Source organism: Dactylosporangium sp. NPDC005572, from assembly GCF_040605515.1.
Lineage (GTDB): Bacteria > Actinomycetota > Actinomycetes > Mycobacteriales > Micromonosporaceae > Dactylosporangium.
This window is the reverse complement of sequence record NZ_JBEXCY010000047.1, coordinates 17,013-43,109: the sequence shown is the minus strand read 5'-3', so window position 1 is coordinate 43,109 and position 26,097 is coordinate 17,013. Positions and strand designations below refer to the sequence as shown.

General features: G+C 71.3%; 22 protein-coding genes. 8 read left to right on the top strand and 14 right to left on the bottom strand.

All coding sequences use genetic code 11. From position 1 onward, the window contains the following. Window positions 1-25: 25 nt before the first annotated feature. Genes hisC through hppD form a run of 4 tightly spaced genes read right to left on the bottom strand, consistent with a single transcriptional unit; the run spans window position 26 to window position 3,984 of the window. Window positions 26-1,066 carry a histidinol-phosphate transaminase gene (gene hisC / locus ABZS66_RS23270; protein ID WP_354760876.1) on the bottom strand — a complete coding sequence of 347 codons (1,041 nt, stop codon included), beginning with the start codon at window positions 1,064-1,066 and terminating at the stop codon, window positions 26-28. Beyond that, window positions 1,063-2,232, bottom strand: coding sequence for an RDD family protein (locus ABZS66_RS23265; RefSeq protein WP_354760874.1), 1,170 nt, complete (start codon window positions 2,230-2,232; stop codon window positions 1,063-1,065). Before ABZS66_RS23265 ends, hisC begins: the two co-directional genes overlap by 4 nt. Beyond that, entirely contained in the window at window positions 2,181-2,816 is a 636-nt protein-coding gene (locus ABZS66_RS23260) for an RDD family protein (protein ID WP_354760872.1), read from the bottom strand. The genes ABZS66_RS23265 and ABZS66_RS23260 overlap by 52 nt, the downstream gene beginning before the upstream one ends. A 10-nt stretch (window positions 2,817-2,826) precedes the next feature. After that, entirely contained in the window at window positions 2,827-3,984 is a 1,158-nt protein-coding gene (hppD, locus tag ABZS66_RS23255; RefSeq protein ID WP_354760870.1) for a 4-hydroxyphenylpyruvate dioxygenase, read from the bottom strand. 92 nt (window positions 3,985-4,076) lie between these two features. On the opposite strand from hppD, the gene ABZS66_RS23250 reads away from it, so the two are divergent. The 3 genes from ABZS66_RS23250 to ABZS66_RS23240 all read left to right on the top strand — a co-directional run bounded on the left by ABZS66_RS23250 (window position 4,077) and on the right by ABZS66_RS23240 (window position 7,085). Next, on the top strand, window positions 4,077-4,574 hold the full coding sequence (locus ABZS66_RS23250) for an Lrp/AsnC family transcriptional regulator (protein WP_354760868.1): 498 nt from the start codon (window positions 4,077-4,079) through the stop codon (window positions 4,572-4,574). Between the two features lie 67 nt (window positions 4,575-4,641). Beyond that, window positions 4,642-5,964 carry a PQQ-binding-like beta-propeller repeat protein gene (locus ABZS66_RS23245; protein WP_354760866.1) on the top strand — a complete coding sequence of 441 codons (1,323 nt, stop codon included), beginning with the start codon at window positions 4,642-4,644 and terminating at the stop codon, window positions 5,962-5,964. Between the two features lie 179 nt (window positions 5,965-6,143). Next, a complete protein-coding gene (locus ABZS66_RS23240; protein WP_354760864.1) occupies window positions 6,144-7,085 on the top strand; it encodes an alpha/beta hydrolase in 942 nt (313 codons plus the stop codon). Here the strand turns inward: ABZS66_RS23240 and fxsT are convergent. From fxsT to ABZS66_RS23205, 7 genes are all read right to left on the bottom strand, one after another. Then, the gene (fxsT, locus tag ABZS66_RS23235; protein WP_354760862.1) at window positions 7,079-10,990 is read right to left on the bottom strand and encodes an FxSxx-COOH system tetratricopeptide repeat protein; all 3,912 of its coding nucleotides are present in this window, start codon (window positions 10,988-10,990) and stop codon (window positions 7,079-7,081) included. The genes ABZS66_RS23240 and fxsT overlap by 7 nt on opposite strands. Then, window positions 10,987-12,144 carry a TIR-like protein FxsC gene (locus tag ABZS66_RS23230; RefSeq protein ID WP_354760860.1) on the bottom strand — a complete coding sequence of 386 codons (1,158 nt, stop codon included), beginning with the start codon at window positions 12,142-12,144 and terminating at the stop codon, window positions 10,987-10,989. The genes fxsT and ABZS66_RS23230 overlap by 4 nt, the downstream gene beginning before the upstream one ends. Next, window positions 12,141-12,764: a TIR-like protein FxsC gene (locus tag ABZS66_RS23225; protein WP_354760858.1), complete on the bottom strand. Its 624-nt coding sequence runs from the start codon at window positions 12,762-12,764 to the stop codon at window positions 12,141-12,143. The genes ABZS66_RS23230 and ABZS66_RS23225 overlap by 4 nt, the downstream gene beginning before the upstream one ends. 120 nt (window positions 12,765-12,884) lie before the next feature. Continuing rightward, complete coding sequence (locus ABZS66_RS23220; RefSeq protein WP_354760856.1) at window positions 12,885-15,041, bottom strand: FxsB family cyclophane-forming radical SAM/SPASM peptide maturase; 2,157 nt, start codon at window positions 15,039-15,041, stop codon at window positions 12,885-12,887. Window positions 15,042-15,045: 4 nt separating this feature from the next. Continuing rightward, window positions 15,046-15,219: a hypothetical protein gene (locus tag ABZS66_RS23215; RefSeq protein ID WP_354760854.1), complete on the bottom strand. Its 174-nt coding sequence runs from the start codon at window positions 15,217-15,219 to the stop codon at window positions 15,046-15,048. Window positions 15,220-15,397: 178 nt separating this feature from the next. Further along, window positions 15,398-16,975, bottom strand: coding sequence for a protein kinase (locus ABZS66_RS23210; protein WP_354760852.1), 1,578 nt, complete (start codon window positions 16,973-16,975; stop codon window positions 15,398-15,400). 91 nt (window positions 16,976-17,066) lie between these two features. After that, the gene (locus ABZS66_RS23205; RefSeq protein WP_354760850.1) at window positions 17,067-17,624 is read right to left on the bottom strand and encodes an XRE family transcriptional regulator; all 558 of its coding nucleotides are present in this window, start codon (window positions 17,622-17,624) and stop codon (window positions 17,067-17,069) included. Between the two features lie 77 nt (window positions 17,625-17,701). Between ABZS66_RS23205 and ABZS66_RS23200 the strand changes: the two genes are divergently transcribed. The 3 genes from ABZS66_RS23200 to ABZS66_RS23190 are packed head-to-tail and all read left to right on the top strand — an operon-like array spanning window position 17,702 to window position 20,359. Next, window positions 17,702-18,412, top strand: a complete 711-nt coding sequence (locus ABZS66_RS23200) for an AzlC family ABC transporter permease (RefSeq protein ID WP_354760848.1) — start codon at window positions 17,702-17,704, stop codon at window positions 18,410-18,412. After that, entirely contained in the window at window positions 18,409-18,717 is a 309-nt protein-coding gene (locus ABZS66_RS23195; protein ID WP_354760847.1) for an AzlD domain-containing protein, read from the top strand. The genes ABZS66_RS23200 and ABZS66_RS23195 overlap by 4 nt, the downstream gene beginning before the upstream one ends. Window positions 18,718-18,730: 13 nt before the next feature. Then, on the top strand, window positions 18,731-20,359 hold the full coding sequence (locus ABZS66_RS23190; protein WP_354760844.1) for a fumarate hydratase: 1,629 nt from the start codon (window positions 18,731-18,733) through the stop codon (window positions 20,357-20,359). 364 nt (window positions 20,360-20,723) lie between these two features. Here ABZS66_RS23190 and ABZS66_RS23185 read toward each other — a convergent pair whose 3' ends face one another. Then, the gene (locus ABZS66_RS23185) at window positions 20,724-21,680 is read right to left on the bottom strand and encodes a LysR family transcriptional regulator (protein WP_354760842.1); all 957 of its coding nucleotides are present in this window, start codon (window positions 21,678-21,680) and stop codon (window positions 20,724-20,726) included. Here ABZS66_RS23185 and ABZS66_RS23180 point away from each other — a divergent pair. Further along, window positions 21,600-22,916 carry a nuclear transport factor 2 family protein gene (locus tag ABZS66_RS23180; protein WP_354760840.1) on the top strand — a complete coding sequence of 439 codons (1,317 nt, stop codon included), beginning with the start codon at window positions 21,600-21,602 and terminating at the stop codon, window positions 22,914-22,916. The two genes, ABZS66_RS23185 and ABZS66_RS23180, sit on opposite strands and share 81 nt — an antisense overlap. 9 nt (window positions 22,917-22,925) lie before the next feature. On the opposite strand, the gene ABZS66_RS23175 is transcribed toward ABZS66_RS23180, so the two are convergent. Next, window positions 22,926-24,008, bottom strand: a complete 1,083-nt coding sequence (locus ABZS66_RS23175; RefSeq protein ID WP_354760838.1) for a tartrate dehydrogenase — start codon at window positions 24,006-24,008, stop codon at window positions 22,926-22,928. A gap of 5 nt (window positions 24,009-24,013) precedes the next feature. Beyond that, entirely contained in the window at window positions 24,014-24,703 is a 690-nt protein-coding gene (locus ABZS66_RS23170) for a GntR family transcriptional regulator (RefSeq protein ID WP_354760836.1), read from the bottom strand. Window positions 24,704-24,805: 102 nt separating this feature from the next. Here ABZS66_RS23170 and ABZS66_RS23165 point away from each other — a divergent pair, with 102 nt between their 5' ends. Further along, window positions 24,806-26,089, top strand: coding sequence for an MFS transporter (locus ABZS66_RS23165; protein ID WP_354760834.1), 1,284 nt, complete (start codon window positions 24,806-24,808; stop codon window positions 26,087-26,089). Window positions 26,090-26,097: the final 8 nt, after the last annotated feature.

The following is a 26,097-nucleotide window of genomic DNA, read 5'->3' as shown; positions in this document are numbered from 1 at the left end:
GGTGCGCCTCCCGTGCGCGGGGCCGTCAGATGCCGAGGGCCGACAGGAACTGGTCGTTCTCCTCCGGGGTGCCGATCGTGACGCGGACGCCGTCGCCCTGGAAGGCGCGCACGATCACGCCCGCCTGCTCGCACTTCGCGGCGAAGTCGGCGGACTGGTCGCCCAGCGGGAGCCAGAAGAAGTTGGACTGCGTCTCGGGGACCTCGGGGTAGAGCTTGCGGACCGCGGTCACCACGCGCTCCCGCTCCGCGCAGACCAGCGCGACCCGGCGGAGCATCTCGTCCTCGGCCGACAGCGCGGCCAGCGCGGCGGCCTGGGCGGCGCCCGACGTCGAGAACGGGGTGACCACCTTGCGGACCGCGGCCGCCACCGCCGGGGAGCCGACCAGGTAGCCGACGCGCAGGCCCGCGAGGCCCCAGGCCTTCGACAGGGTGCGCAGGACCACGACGTTGGGGCGGTCGCCGTACGCGGCCAGGCCGTCCGGGACGGTGTCGTCGGTGACGAACTCGCGGTACGCCTCGTCGAGGGCCACCAGCACGTTGGACGGGACCTTGTCGAGGAACGCGTCCAGCTCCGCGCGGCGGACCGCGGTGCCGGTCGGGTTGTTGGGGTTGCAGACGATCACCAGGCGGGTCTTGTCCGTGATCGCCGCGGCCATCGCGTCCAGGTCGTGGGCGTGGTCCGCGGTGTTCGGGATGCGCACGCTGGTCGCGGCCGTCGTCGCGGCGATGATCGGGTACGCCTCGAAGGAGCGCCACGGGTACACCACCTCGTCGCCCGGCAGGCAGGCGGTCCTCAGCAGGTGCTCGGTCAGCGCCACCGAGCCGCAGCCGGTCGCGATCCGGTCGGCCTCGACGCCCAGGCGCTCGGCGATGCGGTCGCGGAGGGCGACGACGCCCATGTCCGGGTAGCGGTGGACGCCCGCGACCGCCTCGGTGACCGCCTCGACGACGCCGGGCAGCGGGCCGTAGGGCACCTCGTTGCTGGCCAGTTTGATCGCGCCGGGGACGGAGCGGCCGGGCACGTAGGCGGGGAGGGCGTCGAGGTCGGGGCGGGTGAGGCTCATCGCGGTTCTCCGGCGGGTTCGGTGGGAACGGGGTCGGCCGCCACCACGACGGTGCCGGCGGAGCGGTCGTGGAACGCGCGATGGAGCGGCCAGTCGATCACGGGGGACAGGCTGTCGAGGAACTGGAGCAGGAAGCCGACGCCGCAGGTCCAGAGCAGGACCGACAGGCCGAGCGGGTTCCAGCGGCGGATCGCCCGGCCGAACCCGATGGGCTCCTCGCTCTCCAGGCGCATCACCTTGATCTTGAGCAGGCGCTTGCCGACGGTCTGTCCGTTGTTGGCGATCGAGGGCACCTCGTACGCGAACCACAGCGCCGCGATCAGGATCAGGATCACGACCTGGAGGTAGCCCTGGCGCTCCGGCGCGACCAGGTCCCCGGTCGACTGCTGGTTCTGGAGGCGGTGGTAATACTCGCGCCAGTAGGGCGCCACCTCCTGCAACCACTGGTAGATGAACCAGCCGGTGACGGCGGCGTTGAGTAGGCCGACGATCGCGATGTCGACGAGCCGGGCGAGCAGCCGCGCGCCGAGGCCGGCGATGGGCCGGCCGTGGGGCTTCACGACGCCTTGGCCGGCCGTGGCGATCTGTGGCGGCAGCAGTACCTGTACCGCGCCGGACGGCAGGCTGCCCTGCGGCAGCAGGCCGGGGGGCAGCGGGGTGCCCGGCGGCAGGATGATCGCGCCGGGTGGCAACTGGCCGGGCTTGAACCCGCCGGGCGGCACCGGCGTGCCGGGTGGGAGGACGACGGCGCCCTGCGGCAGCGGCGTCCCCGCCGCGATCGGCGAGGTCCAGGACGCGGGGGTCCCAGGACCGGTCACCCCGGGACGATCGGAGGACGTGGGCGTCCCGGAGTCAGGCGTCCAGGGAGCCGCCGGCGGCCAGGCCACGGGAGCGGGCGGACCACCGGCCTCGGCCTGCGCCGCATCCGAGGAAGGCGCGTCCGAGGATGGCGCGTCCGTGTCGGGCTTCTTGGACCAGTCAGGGGCCTCGGCGCCCTCCGGAGGCCCGTCCGGGGTCGGGTCCGACGCCGGGATCGGCTCACCCAGCCAGCCCTCACCGTCCCAGTACCGCTGAACCTCAGGGTCGACCGGATCCTTGTACCAACCGGGTTGTGTCACGTGCTGACCTTTACCACAACGGTTTCCGCCACCTTGTCGTGCAGGCATTGCTGCCACGGCTTGTCCCAGAGCTGCCACAGGTTGTCAACCCAGGAGAACAGCGGCACGACCGACCCGACCCCGAACTGCATCGCCCAGCGCTTCGCCGCGACACCCCGGGTGATCGGCGCCGCCGGGTCGTTCAGCCGTACCAGGGCGAGTTTCATCGCCCGCTTGCCGAGCGTAACTCCCCGGCGGCTGGGGAACAGCTCCACGTAGTACACGTAATAGGCGACCAGCAGCAGGACGAAGAAGCCCAGCTCGATCGCCAGGAGCGGGCCGAAGAACAGCGCGAGGTCGCCACCGTCGGTGATCTCGCCGGTCTCCGGGTCGGTCTCGATCGAGCCGACGCTCGCGCCGATGACCGCGAACATCGCGATGAACGTCGGGATCATCAGGACGATCACGACGCCGAACATGACGGCGACGTCGATGAGGTACGCCAGGAAGCGGTCGCCGAAGCCGGCCAGCGGCTGACCGTTGGGGGCGAGGGTCGGCGGGGGCACGACGTACTGACCCTGCGGTATGTAGCCGGGCGGTGGCCCGTAGTAGGGAACACCACCCGGTGGGGGCTGCTGTCCGGGGTAACTCACCCGGACAGTGTTACAGGTTCCCGCGACGCTCCTGCTCCCGCTCGATCGCTTCGAAGAGCGCCTTGAAGTTGCCCTTGCCGAAGCCGAGCGAGCCGTGCCGCTCGATCAGCTCGAAGAAGACCGTCGGGCGGTCCTGCACCGGCTTGGTGAAGATCTGCAGCAGGTAGCCGTCCTCGTCGCGGTCGACCAGGATGCCGCGGGCCTTGAGCTCCTCGATCGGGGCCCGGACCTCGCCGATGCGGGCGCGCAGCTCGGGGTCGTCGTAGTACGAGTCCGGGGTACTCAGGAACTCGACACCCGCGGCGCGCATGGCGTCGACCGTGCGCAGGATGTCGCCGGTCGCGAGCGCAATGTGCTGGGCGCCGGGGCCGCCGTAGAACTCGAGGTACTCGTCGATCTGCGACTTCTTGCGCGAGATGGCCGGCTCGTTGAGCGGGAACTTGACCTTGCGCGTGCCGCTGGCGACGACCTTGCTCATGAGCGCGGAGTACTCGGTGGCGATGTCGTCGCCGACGAACTCGGCCATGTTGGAGAAGCCCATGACCCGGCGGTAGAACTCGACCCACTCGTCCATGTGGCCCAGCTCGACGTTGCCGACCACGTGGTCGACGGCCTGGAAGTACCGCCGCGCCGGCGGCGCCACGATCGGCTGGCGGGCGACGAAGCCCGGCCGGAACGGCCCGCTGTAGCGGGAGCGGTCGACGAGCGTGTGGCGGGTCTCGCCGTACGTCGCGATCGCGGCGACCCGCACCGTGCCGTGCTCGTCGGTCTCGTCGTGCGGCGCCTCGATGCCCTGCGCGCCCTGCTTGAGCGCGTACGCGTAGGCGGTGTCGACGTCGGGCACCTCGAGCGCGATGTCGGCGATGCCGTCGCCGTGCCGCTCGTAGTGCTGGGTCGCCGGGGCCTCGCGGTGCACGCCGCCGGCCAGGACGAAGGTCGCCGAACCGGACTTCAGCACGTACTCGGCGTGGTCGCGGTAGCCCTGCTCGGGCCCGCGGTACGCGATCAGGGTCATGCCGAACGCGGTGGAGTAATAGTGCGCGGCCTGCTTGGCGTTGCCGACGTAGAACCGGACGTGGTCGAGGCCGGTGAGCGGGAACGGGTCGTGGGAGACGTCGTGCTCGACGGCCCCGATGAGCTCGTTGAGGTCTTCGATAGCGCGGGTCATGCCGCAAGCCTCGCCCGCGATTCCATAGTGGGCAAGGAAGGCTATTCTTCATGGTCAGGTTGACCAATTCTGCCCTGGATTTGGCGGTACCGGTGAGCAAGTTGCCCAGCGAAATCGACACACTGGATGCACGGCTGCTGGCGCTGCTGGAGGCCGAGCCGCGGATCGGCGTGCTGGAGTGCTCGCGGCGCCTGCAGGTCGCGCGCGGGACCGTGCAGGCGCGGCTCGACCGCCTGGCCGAGCGGGGCGTGATCCGCGGGCACGGGCCCGACATCGATCCGGTCGCCCTCGGCTATGGGGTGACCGCCTTCGTGACCCTGGAGATCCGCCAGCGCTTCGGCCACGACCCGGTCGCCGCCCACCTCGCCGAGATCCCCGAGGTGCTGGAGGCGCACACGATCACCGGCTCCGGCGACCTGCTGTGCCGGATCGTGGCCCGCTCCAACGCCGACCTGCAGCGGGTGATCGACCGGGTGATGAACTTCGAGGGAATCGTGCGATCCTCGACGATCATCGCGCTCGCCCAGCAGATCCCCTACCGGGTGATGCCCTTGGTCCGGGCGGCGTCCGAGGGTCGCCCGAGCGGGTGAATCCGCTCGACACGGGCAATTGCGACGATCCTTCGCCGTATCATGCTCCGCCGGTACCGTGCAGATCGTGGCGAGGCGAGGAGCTGTCCGCAACTTCGAGACGGTGCTGGGGGCGATCGGCGTCCTGGCGCTGATCATCACCGCCATCATCATCACCGGCTGGAACCCGCTGCCGAACGTCACCGACTGGTGGAAGAAGGTCGCCGACAACGCCGGCAAGCTGTCGGAGCCCCAGCCGACCTGGGACGATCGGGTCGGCGGCCAGCCGTCGGCCGCGGTGATCGCCGGCTCCACGACGATCGTGGTCATGCGCGGCACGGTCGAGGCCCGCGGCCTGACCAGCGGCACCGTCCTGTGGACGAAGGAGGCCGACTGGGCGGCCGTCGCCGGCGACGGCGACGCCATGGTCGCGATCATCGGCCGCCGCGGGCAGGGCGTGAAGGCGTTCGACCCGGCCTCCGGCACGGAGAAGTGGAAGGACGACGACGGGATCGGCGCCTGGACGTACCGCAACACCGTCCTCACCCTGTCCTGTGGCGGCCTCACCGACTGCACCCTCATGGCCCGGGCGCCGAAGGACGGCGCGCAGATCTGGAAGGTCACCGTCCCCGGCATCGGCCGCACGCTGAACGGCGCGAACAGCGACCTGCTCGGCACCCGGCTGGCGGCGGACACCTACGACGACGCCGTGCGGGCCATCCCCGGGGCGATCCCGGCGATGCTGGGCTTCCCGATCGAGCAGCGCGTCCAGGTCGTCGACGCGAGCACGGGCAAGCGCCTGCGCCAGGAGGAGGCGAGCAACACGTCCCGCGTCGTCGTGGTCGGCGGCCGCGTCCTGATCTCCACCGCGGCGCCGAAGGACGGCAGCTGCCGGTACACCCTGGAAGCCAGAGACCCGTCGACCGGCAAGCAGCTGTGGAAGAAGGAGGGCTTCGACCTGCACACGTCCTCCGGCGCCGGCTGTGAGCAGCGCAAGGACCCGGCCGGCGCGGACACGGTCCTGATCGCCACGCGCGGCGACAACCGCGAGGTGTTCCTCTCACCGCAGGACGGCCACGAGATGTGGGTCGGCGCGGTGGGCGACGAGATCGTCGCGGCCGACAGCCAGTACGGCCTGGTCAAGATCGACGGCGGCCGCAAGCTGCTGGTGGTGAACCTGACCAAGGGCGGCAAGGCGTGGGAGCAGGAGATCCCGGCCAAGGCTGACGTGGCGGTGACCCGGTGGGCGATCCTGGTCCGCGACGACGCCGGCGGCAAGGTCTGGGCCTACACGCCGGACGCGGGTCGCCTACTGTTGGAAGCGAAGACCACGTCAGACATCCTGGGCGTCGGCAAGGACGGCCTGATGATCGGACGCGGCCGCACGATTGGCTATCTCCCATTCGCATGAACATGGATGAAACCGGATGGGTGAGTACTCCATGAGTACTGTCAACTCGAACGTTCCGGTCGTTCTTTGGCCGTACCGTAGCGAGCATCGCCGCCTGCGGTTTAACCTGAAACTCCGGCTGACGTCGGCACCGTCCATCGAGCGTCTTCGTTGTGTCAAGACGCGGAAGGCAGGCTGCAGTGATCCTTGACGGGGATCCGGGGCCCCACTTCGCCATCCGCGGCGACAACCGGAAGGTCGCTTTCGACGACTCCGGGGCGCCGGACGGTTTCCCCGTCTTCCTGTTGCACGGCACGCCGGGCAGCCGGAAGGGCCCGCGTCCCCGCGACAGCGTCCTGCACCGCCTCGGCATCCGTCTGATCACCTACGACCGCCCCGGCTACGGCGACTCCGACCGCCGGGCCGGCCGCATCGTCGCCCATGCCGCGCGCGACGTCGAGGCCATCGCCGACGAACTGGGGCTGACCCGCTTCGCGGTTGTCGGTCGCAGTGGCGGCGGCCCGCACGCGCTGGCCTGCGCTGCCGACCACGAGCTGCGCCGCCGGGTGACCCGGGTGGCCGTGCTCGTCAGCTTCGCCCCGCCGGACACCACGGACGTGGCGTGGTTCGAGGGCATGAACGAGGACAACGTGCGGGGCTTCGGCCTCGGCGTGGATGCAGCCGCCGAGATCGAGGCCGAGATCCTCCGGCGCGCCGAGCTGGTCCGGAGGGACCCGGGTTCACTGCTCGACCAGCTCATGGACTTCATGACGCCGGCCGACCGCCGGGCGCTCAACAGCTCCGCCCTGCGACAGATCGTGATCCAGACCCACCGCGAAGGGCTGCGGTCCGGGCCGTGGGGCTGGGTCGACGACGTGCTCGCCCTGCGCGGCAGCTGGAAGGTGGACCTGAAGTCCATCGACACCGATGTGCGCATCTGGCACGGCGCTGACGACACGTTTGCGCCGGTCAGCCACGCCTCCTGGCTCGAGGACCGCATCCCGAGCGCCGTGAAGTTCGTGGCGCCCGGGAAGGCACACTTCGACGCGATGGAAGAGATCCCCCGCGTTCTGCGCTGGGCGGCCGGCGACGGTGCCGCCCTCAGCACGGCCCTCAGCGGGGCCGGCAACGCCGCTCAGTAGGGGTGCGGGTCGAGGATCCGGCGGATGTAGCGGCCGTCGCGGAGGGCCAGCACGCTCGGGTGATCCTGGCCGATCCGGTTCGCCAGCTGGTCGGCGATGCGGATCCGCTCCAGCCGCGGAGCCTCGTGGCGTGACTGACCGGCGATCGCCAGGTTGCCGGCCGTCCGCAGCGTGTCGGGGTGGTCGGCGCCGAGGGTGGTACGCAGCCGGGCGAGGGCGTCCGTCATCAGCTCACGTCCTTCCTCCAGGTCCCCGGCCGTGATCGTGAAGACGGCGTGGTTGTTCGCCACCGCCATCGAGACCGGGTGGGTGGCCCCGAGCTGGTTGTCGAGGGTGACCGTGGTCGTGGCGGTCAGCGCCCGGGCGCCGGCCACGTCGTTGGCGTCAGCCAGGGCAACGGCGAGGTTGGTGCGGCACACCAGGACGTACGGGTGCTGGGCGCCGAAGATCTCGGCCAGCTGGATATCGGTCTCGATCAGTTCCTGCCGCGTCTCGGCGCGCAGCCCCTGGAGCTGGAGGTTGGCGGCCCGGCTGAGCCGGGTCAGGGCGGTGTCGGGGCTGTCCGGCCCGTAGCTGTCCTTCAGGCCGTGGTAGGCCTGGTCGAGCAGCCGCGCCGCCTCCGAGATCTGGCCGGTGCCGCGCAGCGATGCGGCGAGGTTCGTCTGCGCCGTCAGCGCCTCGCGGGACTGGTCGCCGTAGAGCCGCTGATAGCCACTGACGACGTCGCGCAGCAGGTCCACCGAGTTGGCGTACTCACCCGCTTCGCGCAGGTCGCGGCCGAGGTTGTTGGCCGACCGCAACGTCCGCGGGTGGTTCTCGCCGGACAGTCGGACCCAGCGGGCGTAGGTGTCCTCGTCGATCCGCCTGGCCTCCTGGAAGTCGCCGACCAGCCGCAGCGACGCACCGAGGTTGTTGGCGAAGATCAGCGTCCGGCGGTGCTCCTCGCCGAGCGCGTCGACCGAGGCGCGGTAGGTCCGCCGGTCGCGTTGGAGGGCGTCGTCATAGCGGCCGAGCGCGCGCATGTCGCCGCCGAGACTGCTCGCGGTGGCCAGCGTGCGCGGCTCGTTCGGGCCCAGGAGCTGCTCCTGCTGGCCCAGGGTGTCGGCGTTGAGCTCGTACGCCTCCTGGAACTTGCCGAGGCTGCGCTTGAGGTTCGCCAGGTTGAACCGGAGCTCGAGCAGTCGCACCAGCAGCCGGTCGTGGTCCGCGCTGTCCGGCTCGAGGCGCGCGAGCTGACCCGTCCACGCCTCGTTCACCTCTTCGGCGTAGATCTCGCCCTGTTCGTAGCCGCCGAGCACGTAGATGTACCGGATGCGGTCGATGAGCAGGGCGCGGACGTCGTCGGATTCGCTCTTCTCCGCCGCCGCGCCGTCGAGGTGCGGCCAGAGGATGCGGAACTGCTCCTGGAACTCGGGGTCCTCGACCTCACCCGTCGGGCGCGACCCGACGAGCAGCCGATGCACGTCGCGGGTGACGCCCGTCAGTTCCTCGGGGGACATCCGGCGGCGGAGCGCCCGCTGCAGGAGCCGGTGGATCTGCAGCTGGTTGGCCTCCAGCTTGATGAGGGCCAACCGGTTGATGTGCTGGACGATGGTCGCCGCGATGTCGGCCACCGGGGCGCGCAGCCGCAGCTGCCGGGCCACGTCCTTGTCGTGCTCGGCGATGATGCGCGCCGCTACCTCACTGCGCAGCAGGTCATGGGAGATTTCCGGGGCGAGCGCGGACGCGAGTTGCAACAGCCGGTGGGCGGCCGGCGAGCGCTCGGCGAGCCGCTCCAGCGACACGTTCCAGACGTGGACCTGGTCGACGATGCTCTCCGACGGGTCGGGGGTGCCCAGCCGGGACAGATAGTTGGCGGCCGGGCGGCCGGTCTCGGCCAGCCACGCGCCGGCCAGCGCGACGAAGATCGGCAGGTGCTGGACGGCGTCGGCGACCTGGGTCGCCTCGGCCGGGGCAAGGGCCGACACGCGGGACAGCAGGTGTCCCACGCTCTCGCCGGGCAGGAACTTGTCGACGTTGACGATCCGGGCGTGGGTGACCGCCTCCTCCTGGTCGCGGGTGGTCAGCAGGAGGTGGCCATCGCCGCGCGGGAGGTACTCCTCGATCGCGTTGTACTTCTCGACGTTGTCGAACACGAGCAGCCAGCGCAGCGGACCGGCGGCGTCACGCCGGCTCAGCCGGTTGTCGACGGCGCGGATGCGGTCCGGGACGGTCGGCTGGCGCGGGATGTCGAGGGCGGCGCCGAGGTCGGCGATGCCCATGTCGACGAACTGGGGAGGGTCGGCCGAGATCCACCAGATGATGTCGTAGGCGCCGCGGAACCGGTACGCGTACTCCATCGCCAGTTGGGTCTTGCCCATACCGGGCCCGCCGACCAGTGCCACCAGGCCCGGTCCACCGGACCGCAGCTCCTCGCGCAGCCTCAGCATGAGCGCCTCGCGGGCCGTGAACAGCATGTTGCGGGCCGGTGCGCGGAACACCTGCGCGCCCTCGGCGGGGAAGCGCGGCAGGCGCGGGAACTTGCCGCCGGCGGTGAGCGTGCCGACCCGGCCGAACAGGGTCAGCAGCTGCTCGATCGCCTGCTCCTCGCCGATCCCGTCCAGCGAGACCCAGTTGGCCAAGGGAGTGTCGGGCATTGGCGCGGTGCCGTCCAGGTGGACCGCGAGCGCCCCCGTCGGCCGGCCGAGACCGGATCGGCGGCCGGTCGCGTCGAGGTACGACCGGGAGACCAGGACGACGTCCCGCACCGGCATCGACTGGTCGTCCTCCGTGCGCTCGGACATCCCGAGGTCGATGACGCGCAGGTTCGCGTTGGTGAGCACCGCCTGGACCCACTCGGCCCAGGCCTGGTCGGCCGGCGCGTGCCGCAGCAGGAGCACCTCGTCGCGGATGGCGGGCCGGCGCTCCAGCTTCGCCACCGTCGCGGTGCGGATCCCCTCGTCCATCGGCGGAAGTTCGGTGACCGCGCGGTTGGTGATGTAGCCGGTCAACCGCTCGTAGGCCGGCAGCAGGGCGAGGGGGCTGCCGGGCGGGTCGCCGAAGGTCGCCAGGATCTCCTCGTAGGCGTAATAGGCCCGGTACGGCACCTGGACGCCCAGCCAGTACCGGCGCCGCTCGGATTCGGTCATCCCCTGCGGCAGGTCGCTGAAGCGCTGCATGGCGAGGGCCCGGCCGGCGTCGGCCTTGTTCTTCTCGCTGTTCTCGTCCACCCGCATCGGCACCGGCAGGACCCGGCGCGGGCGGGTGCCCTCGTACATCGCGACCCGCTCGGCCACCTCGGCGGCGCCTTCGATGCCCTGGTTGGAGAACGTGAAGCAGTCGACGAGCACGTCGGGCAGGTGGATCGTGCAGATCTCGGCGACGTCGCTGATGCCGGTGCGGCTGTCGATGAGCGTGTAGTCGTAGTGGCGTTTCATGTCCTCGCGCAGCGCGTCGAAGAACTTGGCGCCACCGAGGCGCTTGTAGAAGTTGTCCCAGTCGCGGCCGGTGACGCTGGCGACGTAGTCCGGGGTGGGCTTGCCGGCGAGCAGGATGTCGAGGGAGCCGCCGTTGCCGAAGTCCCACTGCAGGGTGAACGCGTACTTCTCGACCCTGGCGTAGTCGAGGTGCCAGTCCGCGGGCCGCTCGATCGGGTTGCCGTCGGAGTCCTTGGTGACGGCCACCGCGCCGTCGTAGTCGCCGATCAGGTCCATCACCCCGCCGGTCGTCGCCAGCATCTCGGGGTCGACGAAGGCCGAGAAGAAGCGGTGCAGGCCGGGCGATTCCAGGTCCCAGTCGGCGACGAGGACCTTCTTGCCGTTGGCGGCCAGGATCCAGGCCGTGTTGGCCAGGGCCATCGTGCGTCCGGTCCCACCCTTGTACGAGTAGAACGTGACGACTTCGCCCTGGCGGTCCTCGTCCGTCATCGAGCGTCTCCCTGCCCTTGCCGATCGTCGGAAACGTTGCCCAGGCGCAGCGTCGGCTTGGGCTTTACGGGTCCGGCGGGCGGGTCGACGGGCCCGAGCCGGAGGAACTGCTTGCGAGCCTCGGTGACCAGGGCCGGCACGGACCGCTCGAACTCGCCCGCGGTGCGCGCGGGCAGCAACTTCGGAAAGCCGGCGCTCTGCAGCGTAGTGGCGACACTCTCGGCGTCGGCCGCGCCCCGCTGGTCGTCACCCACCACGACCAGTGGCATCACCCACGGGGGCAGAACCCCGGCCGCGGCCCGCGCGGCCGGCGCGGGCAGGCCCGGGTCGACGAGCAGCACCGTCGGCTTCATCGCCGCCCAGTCGGCCGCGGCCGCGAGGTCGAGCACGGTGGCCGGCATGCCGAGCCGGTCGGCCGTCGCCGCCACGTAGTCGGCCAGCCCGAGCTCGTGCTCGGTCGGGTAGGGCCGCCAGCGGACGCCCTCGTCGCCGGTCAGCACCGTGACGACCAGCTCCGCGTTGCGTGGGTCGGTCGCCAGCGGCTGGATCGCGGCCGGCGGATCGGACCGCGACAGCGGATGGTCGCCGGCCACGCCGACGACGCGGTCCGCCACCGCCTGCACGATCCGCTCGTACTGCACGCGGTACGCGCCCAGCTTGCACAGCGCACGAAGCCCGTTCTGGGAGTAGTCGGCCCGTTCCGGGGCGTCCTTGTCCACGACGGCCAGCGCCGCGGCGACCTGCGGCGCCCGGTCGTCCCACGAGGCCAGCGGACTCCACAGCACCGGCACGATGTGCCGCTCGGGATCGGGTGTACGGGCGTTGGACAGGCGGATGCGGAAGGCCTCCAGTTCGCCGGAGGCCCAGCTGTTGCTGAAGTAGTTCTTGGAGTAGAGCGGGACGAACACGTGTGCGGCACTGAGCGCGGCGGCGAGCAGCGTCCGGAGGTCGGCGCCGGCCGGCAGGGAGCCGTCGAAGAAGCCCGCGGCCAGATCCTCGTTCCGCTGCGGGTGTCCGGCGACGGCCGCCGAGAGGTCCAGGTAGAACTTCTTCACCCAGTAGTCGGTGTCCGGGCGGGCCTTCTCCGACAACGGAACCGAGTGTGCGTAGCTGAGGAAGAAGTACGTCTCGGGCTCTCCGTTGCCGATGCTCATGACAGGTCCCCCTCGAAAGCGTCGGGCAGGCCCTCGAAGTCTGTGGCGTCGCTCGGCGGAACGTGGTGGTTGTCGGCGAGTTCGACGATCGTGTTGGCGAGTCGCCAGACGACCAGGTCGTAGGCCGACGAGTCCGCGATGCGGAGCCCGTAGACACCCTCCTTGCCGTAGCGGCGCTGGATGTCGGGGGGCGGCGGGCTCGGCAGGAACCGCTGCAGCCGGTCGATCTTCGCGGGGACCGCGCCGCGTCCCTTGCTCCAGAGCACCGGAAGCATTGCGGTGGAGCGCGGCGCCGGGCTGACGTCGGGCATCCGGCGGGCGAACGCGTGCCACTCGAGGGCGCAATACTTGCTCCCGTAGTACCGCTGCGAGAGCAGCGCAACGAAGACCTGGCAGTGGCCGACGGCGAAGGCGAGCTCTTCGGACCAGTCCGTGCCGGTCCTCATCTCGGAGTTCATGAATCCCACGAAGCTCGCCGGTTTCCCCATCAGCTCACCCACATGGTCCGAGAGCTCCTCGAAGAACTGCGGTACCCAGTCGTTGGCCGCGGACTGGGCATAACTGAGGAAGAAGACCGGGGCGCGCGGGTGCGGCACCAGTGGTGGCTGTTCTTCGACCACGTACCGCTCCCAGTGCTCCCGTTCGGCCTATCCAAGATATCGACGGCAGCAAGCCGGAACGGATCGCAGTTCCGGCTTCCGATGACCGGGCGTCCGGCTCTTGCGCAGTCGGTCGCGTGATCACCAGGAGTCCAGCTTCGCGCGGAGGTGCTCCACGAACCGCCGCCCGGCCGGGGTCAGGGCGCCGCCCTCCAGCAGGGCGTCCACGGCTCCCGAGGCCCAGGTCCGGTAGCGGTCCGCCGCCGGGCCCGGCCGTGCACGCCACATGTCGGCCACCGCCACGAAGGCGTACGTGCCCTGCAGGACGCCCTCCATCGGGCGGGGGTCCTCGCGCCAGGGCACGCGCACGGTGTGCGGGTCGTCGCGGTCGAACAGGGCGGTCACGTCCAGGACGGCGCCGAGTTTCAGGTGTTGTACCTCGTGAACGAGCAGCACCGACAGCGCCGCGGGATCGGCGACCGGCGCCACGGCGACCGCGCCGAAGGCGTCGCGCGCCGCGGCGCTGCGCTCGCGGTGTGCGTCCGGGCGGAGAGGCACGATCGCCCGCAGCGTGCCGCGGACGCCGGGTCCGTACGGCGTGGTGTCGATGATGTCCAACGCGCCGTCGAGGAGGTCCCGCCAGCGTTTGACCTCGCCGTCGTCGAGGCGGTCGGCGATCTCCAGGTCGTCGAAGCAGTCGCGGTCCGGGTCGGTGTCCTCAAGCAGCACTGTCCCGAGGCTTCTGGACGGCTGCCAGCGTTGGTGCGTCGTGTGCAGCTCGAACTCGCCGCCCACGATGACCAGGGCGGCCTGCTCGGCGTTCTCCACCTGGAACGCTCCGATGCCCGGCAGCGTGAGTCGTCCCTTGTGGACCGGGACCGTGATGCGGGCGTCGGCGCCGGCGTGGATCGCCGCCGCAGCCGCGATGCCGGCGAAGCGGGCGAGGTCCGCTCCGGGCGTCGCTCGACAGCGGGATGCCCAGCTGCGCACGAACGGGTGGGCCAGCACCGTGCGGACCGCTTCCGGGGACTCCTCGTCCAGGCGGGCCAGCAGGTCCCAGCCCTCGGCGGCCAGCGGGACCGGGTCGACGAAGCGGCTCAGGTCGCGCAGCTGGGCGCGGACCATGGCCTCGTTGACGGCCACCAACTGGTCGATCGACGCCGGTTCGCCGGCCGCGGTGCCCAGGTCGTCCAGGATGGTGCCGGCCAGGCGGTCGTTCGGCGGCGGCGGCATCGCGGCGATCAGCTCCTGCAGGTCGGCGCAGTACACGGACGGGTTGTCGAAGCCGGAGCCGGTGCGGTACCGATGCGTGAACTGGCCGCCGCCACACTGGTGGACGATCGCGCAGGCGCGGCAGGTGGCGGACAGGCCGGCGAGCCCGGTCTGCCGGATCGCGATCATCGGGTGGTCGGCGACCTCGTCCACGCTGTTGCGGAAGACGTCGAACCCCGTCGCCGCGGCGCCGTCGAAGGCGGACTTCAGGGAGTCGACCTGCTCGAAGGTGCCGTCGGACTCGATGACGACCAGGTCGGCCCGGCCCAGGCCGACGGCCTCGGTGTGGCTGGGGCCGCCGGACATGGCGTCGAACAGCCGGATCGGCATCGGGCGGCCGTCGGCGATCCAGCGCCGGTGGATGCGCAGGAGCCAGTCGGCGTGCGGTGTCCCGCTGTCCCTCCGGTCCGGCGGGCGGTCCCAGTTGGCGTGCGGGAGCAGGAAGTCGACGTGGGGTGGCTGCTCGGCGCGCAGGGCCTCGTAGACCGCGATCGGGTCGTTGTCGACGTCGACGGTGCAGAGGATGCCGCCGTAGGCCGCCCGGTACTTCTCGCGGCGCAGCAGGGCGAGCGCCGCCAGCACTTTGGCGTGGCTGCTGCTGCCGTTGGCGTAGCGGCGGTGGCGGTCGTTCGCCTTCCGGTCGCCGTCGAGGGAGATGCCGACCCGCACCCGTTGCTCGACGAGCACGTCGCAGATCTGCGGGGTGAGCAGCAGCCCGTTGGACTGCATGCCGAGCTCCAGCCGGGTCACCGGATCGATCCGGCGGCGCAGCTCGGTCGCCACGGCACGCAGTCCGTCAGCACCGGCAAGCAGCGGCTCGCCGCCGTGCAGGATCACCCGGACCGCCCCGAGCTGATGCTCGGCGGCGTGCTCGGCGATGCGGGCCGCCACCTGGGCCACCGTCGTTGGTGCCATGGTGATCGGCTGGCGCCGCCAGCTCTGGTCCGGGTGCTCGTACACGTAGCAGTGATCGCACGAGAGATCGCAGCGACTCACGATCTTCAGCACGAACTGGCTGAGCGGCACCGAGCTAGATGGCAGAACCAAATGCCGCGACCCCGACCGGAGCCGTCTGGCCCTCGCTGCGGTCGTTGACGCGGGCTACCTGGGCGGCCCGGTCGATCGGGATCCGGGCGAGTGGCGTGTTGCGCAGGTCCTCGAACGGAGGCGGCGTCGGCTCCTCTTGGCGTGCGATGCGGTCCACGTGCGTCCCCCCACTTGGACTCGTTGGAGCAGGGCACGTCCGACGAGCGGTTGCTCGACAAGACATCCATCGACAAGCATAGGCAACACCCGCCGTCATGTCACCGGTGCACAGCGCTTCGTGACTTACCCGAACGACCCATTCCTTCCGGGTCGCTCGGGGTAGGCGGGCCGGTCGGCTACCGTCTGGGCGCCCGGGACGTCGGGTCGGTCGGCCTGCCGCCGTCGCCGGGGGTCGGTAGGTTCGCCGCGAGTTGGTCGATCGGGGTGAGCACCGCCGTGTAGCCGGTGCCGGTGAGTGTGCCGTCCTGGTGCAGCTGGTCGAGCCGGTTGAGCAGGCCCGACAGCTCTGCCGCGGCGCGGTCGGCGTTGCCGCGTTCGAGGTAGCGGTCCAGGTTGTCGAGCCGGCGGTTCAGTTCGCGTGCGGTGCCGCTGTTCAGGCCGCCCTCACCGGCCTGCGCCTGCACGGCGGCGCGGGCCGCGGCCAGTGCCGCCGCGGTCGGGTCGGTCGGCTCGGTGCTCCACGGGGCGGTCGGTGTGTCGCTCGGTGCCGCGCTCGAGGTGTCCGCCGACGGCAGGGAATGGGTCGTGTCGGTGGGCGCGGGCGCGGCGGCCCGGTGGTCGGACCAGCTCGGGAAGGTCCCGAAGGCGAACACGGCGGCGGCGACGGTGGTCGTGCCGAGCGCCGCCAATGCGATCCCGGCCGAGCGGCCCCGTCGCCGGGCGGGCGGCGCGGGCGGGTGGCCGGGCACGGGCAGGCTGCGCGTCGCGGGCCGCACTGCGGCGCGGCCGCGGGTCGGCGCCTCGCCAATGCGCGCGGCCGGTCCACCACGTGCGAGTGCGGCCGGTCCACCACGTGCGAGTGCGGCCGGTCCACCACGTGCGAGTGCCGCCGGTCCGGCGGCGTGCGCGAGCACAGCCGTTGCGGCCCCACCGGCCCCACCGGCCGCGCCGGCCAGCGCCGCGCGGACCTGCGCCGCGCTCGCCGGCCGGTCCGTCGGGTGCTTGGCCAGCAGCGCGCCGACCAGCCCGGCGAGCTTCGGCGGCAGGCCGGGCCGCCGGGCTGCCACCGGTACCGCTTCCTCGTGCACCTGCTGCCAGGCGATCTGCACCGGCGAGCCGGCGACGAACGGCGGGCGGCCGGTCAGCATCGCGTACAGCACGCAGCCCAGCGCGTACAGGTCGGTCCGGGCGTCCACGGGCTTGCCGAGGACCTGCTCCGGCGCCATGTACGAGCTGGTGCCGACCACGGTGGCGGCGGCGGTCAGCACGGTCTGCGCCCGGTCGGTGATGCGGGCGATGCCGAAGTCGCAGACCTTCACCCGACCCTCGTCGCCGATGAGGATGTTGGCCGGCTTCATGTCCCGGTGTACGACCCCGGCGTCGTGCGCGGCCGTCAAGGCGTCGCACACCTGCTCGGCGATGCGCACGGCACGCCGCGGATCCAGCGGCCCCGCGGCCAGCTCGTCGGCGAGGCTGTGCCCCTGGACCAGCTCCATCACGAGGTACGGCGTGCCGTCGTCGATCCCCACGTCGTACACGGCCACGATGTTCGGGTGCGACAGCCGCGCGACGGTGCGCCCCTCGCGCTCGAACCGCTCCGGCAGCGACGGATCGGCGCCGCCCTCGTCGTGCAGTATCTTCACGGCCACGGGTCGGCGCAGCCGCCCGTCGACGGCCTGCCACACCTCGGCCATGCCGCCGCGGCCCAGGACCGATCGCAGCTCGTACCGGCCGCTCAGCAGACGCCCTACCACGGTGTTCAACCCTGACACAACCGCCAGGTGCAACCTGCGGGTACGTCACGGTACGTCACGGTGGCCGCCCGCCCGGTGGCCTTCTGCCTCCCTAGCGGTGCTCCATGATCAGGGCGAACGACGTGCCCGAGGCGAGGGCCTCGTAGGCGTGGGGGACGTCGCCCGCGAACGAGGCGTAGTCGTGGACGTCCAGGTCGACCGGGGAGTCGGCCGGGCCGACCCGCAGGCGGCCGCTGATCATCACCACGTGCTCGACCGTGCCAGGCAGGTGGGGGTCGGCCTTGCGGGCGCTGCCGAGCTCCACCGTCATCAGATAGATGTCCCGGCGTACCCCCGGTGGGCACGTCGCCAGCAGGGTGCCGACGAAGTCGGCCTGTTCGGACCTGATCGACGGGCCCTCGCCGGCCCGGATCACCCGCGGCGCCGTCGGCGGGGGCTCCACCAGCCGGCTGAACGGCACGTTCAGGGCCACCGCCAGCGCCCACAGCGTCTCGATGTTCGGGTTGCCGGCGCCCGACTCCAGCTGGCTCAGCGTCGACTTGGCGACCCCCGCGCGCTTCGCCACCTCGCTCAGCGAGAGGTTGGAGCGCTCGCGCTCGCGCCGCAGCGCGGCCGCGATGAGGTCCAGCGGGGCCTTGCGTGGGTCCATGCGAGAGCATCCGTTCGGTAGAACGAACGAGTCATTCGACTTGACGAACGACCGGGATGAGTTCAGCATACCGAACTATGCGTTCGATAATCCGAACGGGAGATTCGCCCCGGCGAACGCTCGACCCGATCGCCCGCGACGTCGCCGCGCTGTGTGCCGCCGGCGTGGTGGTCGGGCTGTCGTTCGGGGCCATCGCCTCCGCGGCCGGGCTCCCGCTGTCGCAGATCGTCGCCATGTCGGTGTTCGTCTATGCCGGCGGCGCGCAGTTCCTGGCCGTCGGGCTGGTCGGGGCCGGCGCCACGACGGTCGCGATCGTGCTCGCCGGGCTGCTGCTCAACGCGCGGCACCTGCCGTTCGGGCTGGCCATCGGCAGTGCGCCGCTCGGCGACCGCTGGGCCGCCCGCCTGCTCGGCAGCCACCTGATGACCGACGAGTCGGTCGCGTTCGCGCTGGCCCAGGAGGACCCGGCCCGCCGGCGCCGGGCCTACTGGATGACCGGCATCGGGCTGTTCCTGACCTGGAACGTCGCGTCGGCGATCGGCGCCGTCGCCGGCAGCGCGCTCGGTGACCCCAACACGTTCGGGATCGATGCCGCCTTCCCCGCGGCCCTGCTGGCGCTCACGCTGCCGTCGCTCAAGGACCGGGCATCGATCCGGGTGGCGGTCGGCGGTGCCGCCCTGGCGCTGCTGAGCACGCCGTTCCTGCCGGCGGGCCTGCCGGTGCTCGTCGCGCTGGTCGCCCTGGCGCTTGCGTTGCCGGTACCACGGAGCAAAAGGACAGCAGCATGAGCTGGGTCGTCATCCTCGCCCTCGCGGCCGGCACGTATGCGCTGCGGCTCGCGGGTCCCGTTCTGCGGGAACGCCTCTCGGTCTCCGAGACGGTCAAGCGCTACCTGACCCTCGCCGCCGTCGCTCTGCTGGCCGCGCTGATCGGCACGGCGGCGCTGCTGGACGGCACCGAGTTCGTCGGGATCGCCCGCCCGGCCGGCGTGCTGGTCGGCGCGGTGCTGGCCTGGCGGAAGGCGCCGTTCGTCGTCGTGGTGGTCGCCGCCGCACTGACGGCGGCCCTGCTCAGGCTGGCCGGAGTGCAGTAACTACAGTCGAGGCATGCCCGAGTTCGCGTTTTCACCCCTGCTGCCGCTCGGTCCGGACACCACCGAATACCGCCTGGTCACCAGCGACGGCATCGGGCGCGACGGCCGGTTCCTGACGGTCGAGCCGGAGGTGCTGACCCTCCTCACCGACGAGGCCATGCACGACATCGCGCACTTCCTGCGCCCGGCCCACCTGACCCAGCTCCAGTCGATCATCGACGACCCGCTCGCGTCGGCGAACGACAAGTTCGTCGCCCTCGATCTGCTGCGCAACGCGAACATCGCCGCCGGCGGCATCCTGCCGATGTGCCAGGACACCGGTACCGCGATCGTGATGGGCAAGCGTGGGCGTTTTGTCCTGACCGACGGCAACGACGAGGCCGCCATCGCGCGGGGCGTCTACGACGCCTACACGCGGCTCAACCTGCGGTACTCGCAGCTGGCGCCGATCACGATGTGGGACGAGAAGAACACCGGCTCGAACCTCCCGGCCCAGATCGAGCTCTATGCCGAGGGCGACGACGCCTACAAGTTCCTGTTCATGGCCAAGGGCGGCGGCTCGGCGAACAAGAGCTACCTCTATCAGGAGACGAAAGCGCTGCTCAATCCCACGCGGATGATGCAGTTCCTGGAGGAGAAGCTGCGGCTGATCGGCACCGCGGCCTGCCCGCCGTACCACCTGGCGGTCGTCATCGGCGGCACGTCCGCCGAGCACGCGCTGAAGACGGCGAAGCTCGCGTCGGCGAAGTACCTCGACACCCTGCCGACGTCGGGCACCGCGGTCGGCCACGGCTTCCGCGATCTGGAGCTGGAGGCGGAGGTACTGGAGCTGACGCGCAACTTCGGCATCGGCGCCCAGTTCGGCGGTCGCTACTTCTGCCACGACGTGCGCGTGGTCCGCCTCCCGCGGCACGGCGCCTCGTGCCCGGTCGCGATCGCGGTCTCCTGCTCCGCCGACCGGCAGGCGGTCGGGAAGATCAACGCCGAGGGCGTCTGGCTGGAGCAACTGGAGCGCGACCCGGCCCGCTTCCTGCCGGACGTGACCGAGGACAAGCTGGACTCCTCTGTCGTCCAGGTCGACCTGAACCGGCCCATGTCGGAGATCCGCGCCCAGCTTTCCCAGCTGCCGGTGAAGACCCGCCTGTCGCTGACCGGCCCGCTGGTCGTGGCCCGGGACATCGCCCACGCCAAGATCGCCGAGCGCCTCGACGCCGGCGAGCCGATGCCGGACTACCTGCGCGACCACGCGGTGTACTACGCCGGCCCGGCCAAGACCCCGGAGGGCTACGCGTCGGGCTCGTTCGGCCCGACGACGGCCGGCCGCATGGACGCGTACGTGGAGAAGTTCCAGGCCGCGGGCGGCTCGATGGTGATGCTGGCCAAGGGCAACCGCTCCAAGCAGGTGACCGACGCCTGCCAGGCACACGGCGGCTTCTACCTGGGCTCGATCGGCGGCCCGGCGGCCCGGCTGGCCCAGGACTGCATCAAGCACGTCGAGGTCATCGAGTATCCGGAGCTGGGCATGGAGGCGGTCTGGAAGATCGACGTGGTCGACTTCCCGGCGTTCATCGTGGTCGACGACAAGGGCAACGACTTCTTCGCCGAGGTCACCAAACCCGTCCTCACGGTCGGACGCCGCTAGGGTCTGTCTCACAACCGGGGCCGGGCTGCGGCGGGCCCAGATTCCGCCTCGCTCCGGCCCCTTTGTGAAACAGATCCTAGTCGTTCGTGCAGATCGGCAAGCGCCAGGAGCGGTGCGGGTGCCCGAGGTCGAAGTCGGCCTCGGGCATGTTCATTGCTCTGCCGTCTGAGCTACCTTCCGAGCTGAGCCGGAAGGGCTGGACTCGAACCAGCGACCCATGAATTACGAAGTAGCCGTGGCCTGCGCACCGGGCACCCGCTGACGCTGTCAGCCGCTCCCGAGATCCATTCGGCCGACGGTGTCTCGGATTCGAACCGGGTTACCAGAAGGAACCGTCGAGCCTGCACACCGGGAGCTGCTGCGATCACGCTAACAGCGGCCCTGCCGAGCTGTCGCGACCATTTTCGTGGAGCCGGGGCGCGGCTTCGGCGGGACGGACCGGGCCGAGGGCTGCCGTGAGGTGGTCGAGCAGCGGCGTCACGGACGGGTGTGGGTCGCGCCGTGGCGTGATCGTGTAGATGCCGCGGGTCGGGGGATCGACGAGGGCCACCGTGGTGACGTCGGTCCGCAGTGCGGACGTCAGCACCCCGGGTATGAGCGCGATGGCGTGGCCGGTGGCGACCAGGGCGACCTTGCCGAGCAGATCGGCGGCGGTGAGGTCGATGCGGGCGGTGACTCCGGCGCGGGCGGCGTGCTGGCGCAGCAGCGCCGCCGAGCCGTCGTTGTCCTCGACCCAGGTCTGGTCGGCCAGGGCCTGAATGCGGACCGGGCTCTGCTCGGCCTGCGGGTGGTCGACGGGCAGCGCGACGACCATCTCGTCGATCCCCAGGAACCGTCGTTCGAGCCGCGGGTCGTTGGGCAGCCCCGGTGGCGCGTCGGTGACGACGGCGACGTCGAGGTCGCCGGCGATCACGCGGTCGTGCAGTTGTGCGCTCAGCTCGGGCAGCAGGCTCCACCGGACGGGTCCGGTCGTGTCGATGAGGCGGCGGATCGCGGCGGGCACGATCCCGGCGGCCAGCGACGGCGTCGCGCCGACGGTCAACGGCCGGCGGAACGTCCCGTCACGAACGTCCCGTACGGCGCGAACGGCGCGGTCGGCCTCGTTGAGCGCGGCCAGGGCATGGTGCCGGAACACCTCACCGGCCGGTGTCGGACGCACGCCGCGGGCATGCCGCTGCAGCAGCGGCACGCCGAGCTGGCGCTCCAGTCCGCCAACCTGGCGGGAGACCGCCGACTGGGTGTGCCCGAGCTCGGCGGCGGCCGCCGCCAGCGACCCGAGCCGGCACACCGTCACGAACGCCCGCCACACGGTCAAGTCCATGCCCAAGTATGCGCATCTCGCAGGGCTGACCTGCAAGATCTGCGCTTGTCGCAAGTGTCGCGACGCCGCAGGCTGGGACGCATGACCACACCGCACACGATCGCCGTCCTCGGCCTGGGTCGCATGGGCGCCGCGATCGCGACACGACTCGCCGACTACGACTGGAGCGTCGTCGGTTGGACCCGCTCCGGGCGCACGGCAGGCGCTGTCGAGACGACCGTCGACCCGAAAGACGCGGTGGCGAAGGCCGACGTCACGCTCCTGGCGCTGTTCGACGGCCAGGCCTGCCGGCAGGTGGTCGACCAGGTCCGCGGCTCGCTGCGACCGGACGCGATCGTGGTGAACACCAGCACCATCGCCCCCGCCGAGGCGGCGGGGCTGGCCCGGCAGCTCGGCCCGGCCTACGTCCACGCGCCCGTGCTCGGCTCCGTGCCGGCTGTCGCCGCCGGCGCCCTGCAGCTGCTCGCCGCCGCCGACCAGGAGGCGCTCGACCGGGTCCGGCCGGTGCTGGAGGCGCTCGGCACCGTGCACCGCGTCGACGATGCCTCCACCGCCGCCGCGCTCAAGCTGGTCGCCAACCTCAGCCTCGCCGGCGCCGTCCTCACGGTGCGCGACGCACTGCGCCAGGCCGACGCCTTGGGCCTGCCCCGTGACCAGGTGCTGGACGTCCTCGAACTGGGCCAGCTCGGCGGCCTCGTCGCCCGCAAGCGATCCTTCCTCGCCGGCCGGCCGGCTTTTGACAGGGCCGAGTTCACGATCGGCGCGCTGGCCAAGGACATGGCACTGCTGACCGCCGCGTCGAACGTCCCCCTGCGCAGCGCGGCCGACCTGGCCGATACTCCTGCCGACCCGGAGGCCGACATTGCCGTCGCCGCCACGGTTCCCGCCGTGGGTGACGCCGTGCTCGAACCGCTCCGCGCCTACATCCGCGGACACGCCACCGGCGACTCCGCCCACTTCCGCGACGCGTTCCTGCCCACCGCCCACATCGAGGGAGTCCGGGACGGCGCGTTCACCTCATGGCGCCTGGACGACTACTGCGCGCTCTTCCAGGGTCACCCGGCCCCGGACGAGCCGACCCGCTCCCGCCGCATCGACGCCATCGACGTGCACGGCACCGTCGCGACCGCGACCATGACGCTCTGGCACGGCGCGGACACCTTCACCGACATCTTCCTGCTGGTCCACGTCGACGGCAGCTGGCGCATCGCCAACAAGGCCTACCACCGCCGCTGAGGCGCCGCGCTAGCGGTCGCGGACCCGCTCGGCGATTGCTCGGCCCAGTTCGGCCGTCGTGCCCTTGCCGTGCAGGTCGGGGGTCAGCGGCGCACCCTGTGGGCCCTCGGCCAGGACGTCCTCGATCGCGCCGAGCAGGTGCACCGCAGCCTCCGGATGGCCGAGGTGGTCCAGCATCATCGAGCCGCACCAGATCTGGCCCACCGGGTTGGCGATGCCCTTGCCGGCGATGTCGGGAGCCGAGCCGTGCACCGGCTCGAACAGGCTCGGGTGGTCGCGGTCCGGGTTGATGTTTGCGCTCGGGGCGATGCCCAGCGTGCCGGTGCAGGCCGGGCCCAGGTCGGAGAGGATGTCGCCGAAGAGGTTGCTGGCTACCACCACGTCGAACCACTCGGGGTGCAGCACGAACTGCGCCGCCAGCGCGTCGATGTGGAACTTGTCGAGGCGGACGGCCGGGAACTGCGCAGCCATCGCGGCCGCGCGCTCGTCCCAGTACGGCATCGAGATCGAGATGCCGTTGCTCTTCGTCGCCGACGTCAGGTGCTGCTTCGGGCGGCGGGCCGCCAGGTCGAAGGCGAAGCGGAGGACCCGGTCGACGCCGACCCGGGTCATGATCGTTTCCTGGAGCACCGTCTCGCGAAGAGTGCCCTCGAAGATGCGGCCGCCCACGCTGGAGTACTCGCCCTCGGTGTTCTCGCGGACCACGACGAAGTCGATGTCACCGGGTGAGCGGCCGGCCAGCGGGCTGCGGACGCCGGGCATCAGGCGGCAGGGGCGCAGGTTCACGTACTGGTCGAACGTGCGGCGGAACTGCAGCAGGCTGCCCCACAACGACACGTGGTCGGGGACGACCGACGGCCAGCCGACCGCGCCGAAGTAGATCGCGTCGTAGGCACGCAGCGTCGATTCCCAGTCGGGCGGGAGCATCCTGCCGTGCTTGAGCCAGTAGTCGGCGCTGGCGAAGTCGAACTCGTCGAACTCGAGGCGCAGGTCGAAGCGGTCGGCGGTGGCCCGCAGCGCCTCCAGGCCGGCCGGGACGACCTCCTTGCCGATGCCGTCGCCCGGGATGACGGCGATGCGATGCGCGGTCACCACCGTCACCGCCCCTCTCGGAGCGCGGCGAGGCCGCCCTGGGAGTCCTCGAGCGCGATGCGCTCGGCGGTCGCGGAGTCGCCGGCGCGCAGCGCGCGGACCAGGGCGCGGTGGCTGGTGTACCGCTCCAGGCCGAACGTGTCGTCCTCCGCCACGCGCTGGAGCAGCAGCTCCCGGCGCCGCGGGCGGGAGAACACCCGGCTCTGGTCGAGCATGCGCACCAGGACCGGGTTGTGCGCGCAGGCGTCGACGGCGTCGTTGAACTCCTGCATGGTGTCGAGCAGCTCGGTGAGGTGCCGGTCGGTCGGCTGGCCCTGGCGGCGGCGCTCCTTGAGCAGGATCAGCAGGTCGTCGGCCCGGTCGAGGATCGCGTCCAGCGCGTCGAGCTGGTCGGCGGTGGCGTGCCGGGCGGCGAACCGCGCGACCAGGCCGCGCAGGCCGACCTCAACCTCCGCGAGGTCGTCGATGGCGGCGTCGCGGATCGCGGCGACCAGCACCGTCCGCGGGCCGAGCCGCTCGATGAGCCCGTCGAGCTCCAGGCGGCGCAGCGCCTCGCGGACCGGGGTCGGGCTGATCGCGAGCCGCTCGGCCATGCCGCGTTCGGTGACCTTCTCGCCCGGCCGGAGCTCGCCGTCGGCGATGGCGATGCGGATCTGACGGTACGCCTGATCGGCGAGCGTCTCGGTGACTGGCATGCTCCGCACCCTACCTCATGCGATCGTTAGCGAAGATGCAACCGTTGACACGTTTGCTATAGCAAATTAACGTGACGCCGCACACACCCCGAGGAGGAGGGCATGGGTATGGCGGATCCGCTAGTCCGCAACGACGCGGTGTCCACCCGGAAGATCACGTTCTTCGTCGCGCTCGCGATCTTCGCGCAGGAGTCGGCCTGGAACTTCTACGACAACCAGGTCCCGGTCCTGCTGCGCGAGCAGGTGGCCAGCGCCGGGCTGGTCGGCCTGCTCATGGGCATGGACAACCTGCTGGGCATCTTCGTGCAGCCCTGGATCGGCAACCGGTCGGACAACACCCGGACCCGGTGGGGCCGCCGCATGCCGTACCTCGCGGTGGGCATGCCGCTCGCCGCGGTGGTCTTCGTGTTCCTGCCCTGGGCCACGTCGCTGGCCGCGCTGGTCGCGGTCATGTTCCTCTACGCGCTGCTCGCCAACACCACCCGGCCGCTGACCGAGTCGATGGTGCCGGACTTCATTGCCCCGGAGCGGCGGAGCCGGGCGAACGCGATCGTGAAGATCGCGACCTCGCTGACCATCATCATGGCGTCGCTGATCAGCCTGCTCGTCGTGGACGAGCACCCGCGGGCCGCGTTCGTGATCCCCTCGGTGATCCTGCTGCTGACGACCGCGGTACTGATCGCGAAGGTGCGTGACAACCAGTCGCCGGCGTACCAGGCGGCGCTGGTCGAGGAGGAGACGACCGCCGAGGCGAAGGTCCCGTTCCGGCAGGTGCTGATCGAGCTGATCCGGGACCCCGACCGCCGCAGGCTGCTCCTGCTCCTGTCGGTCCTGCTCTTCGGCGGCGCGTGGTTCGCCTCCCGTTCGCTCATCACGCCGTACGGGATGGAGGCTCTGGGTCTTTCCCGCGGTGACGCCGGTGGGCTCACGCTGCCCAGCGGCGTGGCGTACCTGCTCGCCGCCTACCCGGCGGCACTGTGCGCCGAGCGGTTCGGGCGGCTGCGGACGATGGGCGCCGGCATGGCGATCTTCGCCGCGGCGCTGGCGGCCGGGACGTTCGTGCAGAGCGCCGCCGGGACGGTCGTCGTGTTCTGCGTCGCCGCGATCGGCGCGGCCGCCTTCACGATCAACGCGGTGGTTGCGCTGTGGAACCTGGCGCCGTCGAGCCGGGTGCTCGGCACCTACACCGGCCTGTACGCGGTCACCTGGTACCTCGGCGGCTTCGGCGGCCCGGCATTGATCGGCGTCGTCGTCGACCTCACCGGCTGGAGAGGGATGCTGCTCGATGTCGCGGTGCTCGCCACGCTTGCCGTCCTCGTCGTCGTGCGGCTCGGGCGCCTGCAACGGCGCGCCGCCGTGGCCTCAGCGGCCCCGGCCAACTCCTGAACCCGAAG

Excerpts from the sequence above, each read along its gene's own strand:
- hppD (WP_354760870.1), bottom strand. The coding sequence starts at position 3,984 with ATGACCCGCGCTATCGAAGACCTCAACGAGCTCATCGGGGCCGTCGAG.
- ABZS66_RS23185 (WP_354760842.1), bottom strand. The coding sequence starts at position 21,680 with ATGGACTTGACCGTGTGGCGGGCGTTCGTGACGGTGTGCCGGCTCGGG.
- ABZS66_RS23265 (WP_354760874.1), bottom strand. The coding sequence starts at position 2,232 with ATGCCTGCACGACAAGGTGGCGGAAACCGTTGTGGTAAAGGTCAGCAC.
- ABZS66_RS23170 (WP_354760836.1), bottom strand. The coding sequence starts at position 24,703 with ATGCCAGTCACCGAGACGCTCGCCGATCAGGCGTACCGTCAGATCCGC.
- fxsT (WP_354760862.1), bottom strand. The coding sequence starts at position 10,990 with ATGACGGACGAGGACCGCCAGGGCGAAGTCGTCACGTTCTACTCGTAC.
- hisC (WP_354760876.1), bottom strand. The coding sequence starts at position 1,066 with ATGAGCCTCACCCGCCCCGACCTCGACGCCCTCCCCGCCTACGTGCCC.
- ABZS66_RS23205 (WP_354760850.1), bottom strand. The coding sequence starts at position 17,624 with ATGGACCCACGCAAGGCCCCGCTGGACCTCATCGCGGCCGCGCTGCGG.
- ABZS66_RS23190 (WP_354760844.1), top strand. The coding sequence starts at position 18,731 with ATGCCCGAGTTCGCGTTTTCACCCCTGCTGCCGCTCGGTCCGGACACC.
- ABZS66_RS23230 (WP_354760860.1), bottom strand. The coding sequence starts at position 12,144 with ATGAGCATCGGCAACGGAGAGCCCGAGACGTACTTCTTCCTCAGCTAC.
- ABZS66_RS23200 (WP_354760848.1), top strand. The coding sequence starts at position 17,702 with ATGCGTTCGATAATCCGAACGGGAGATTCGCCCCGGCGAACGCTCGAC.
- ABZS66_RS23165 (WP_354760834.1), top strand. The coding sequence starts at position 24,806 with ATGGGTATGGCGGATCCGCTAGTCCGCAACGACGCGGTGTCCACCCGG.
- ABZS66_RS23195 (WP_354760847.1), top strand. The coding sequence starts at position 18,409 with ATGAGCTGGGTCGTCATCCTCGCCCTCGCGGCCGGCACGTATGCGCTG.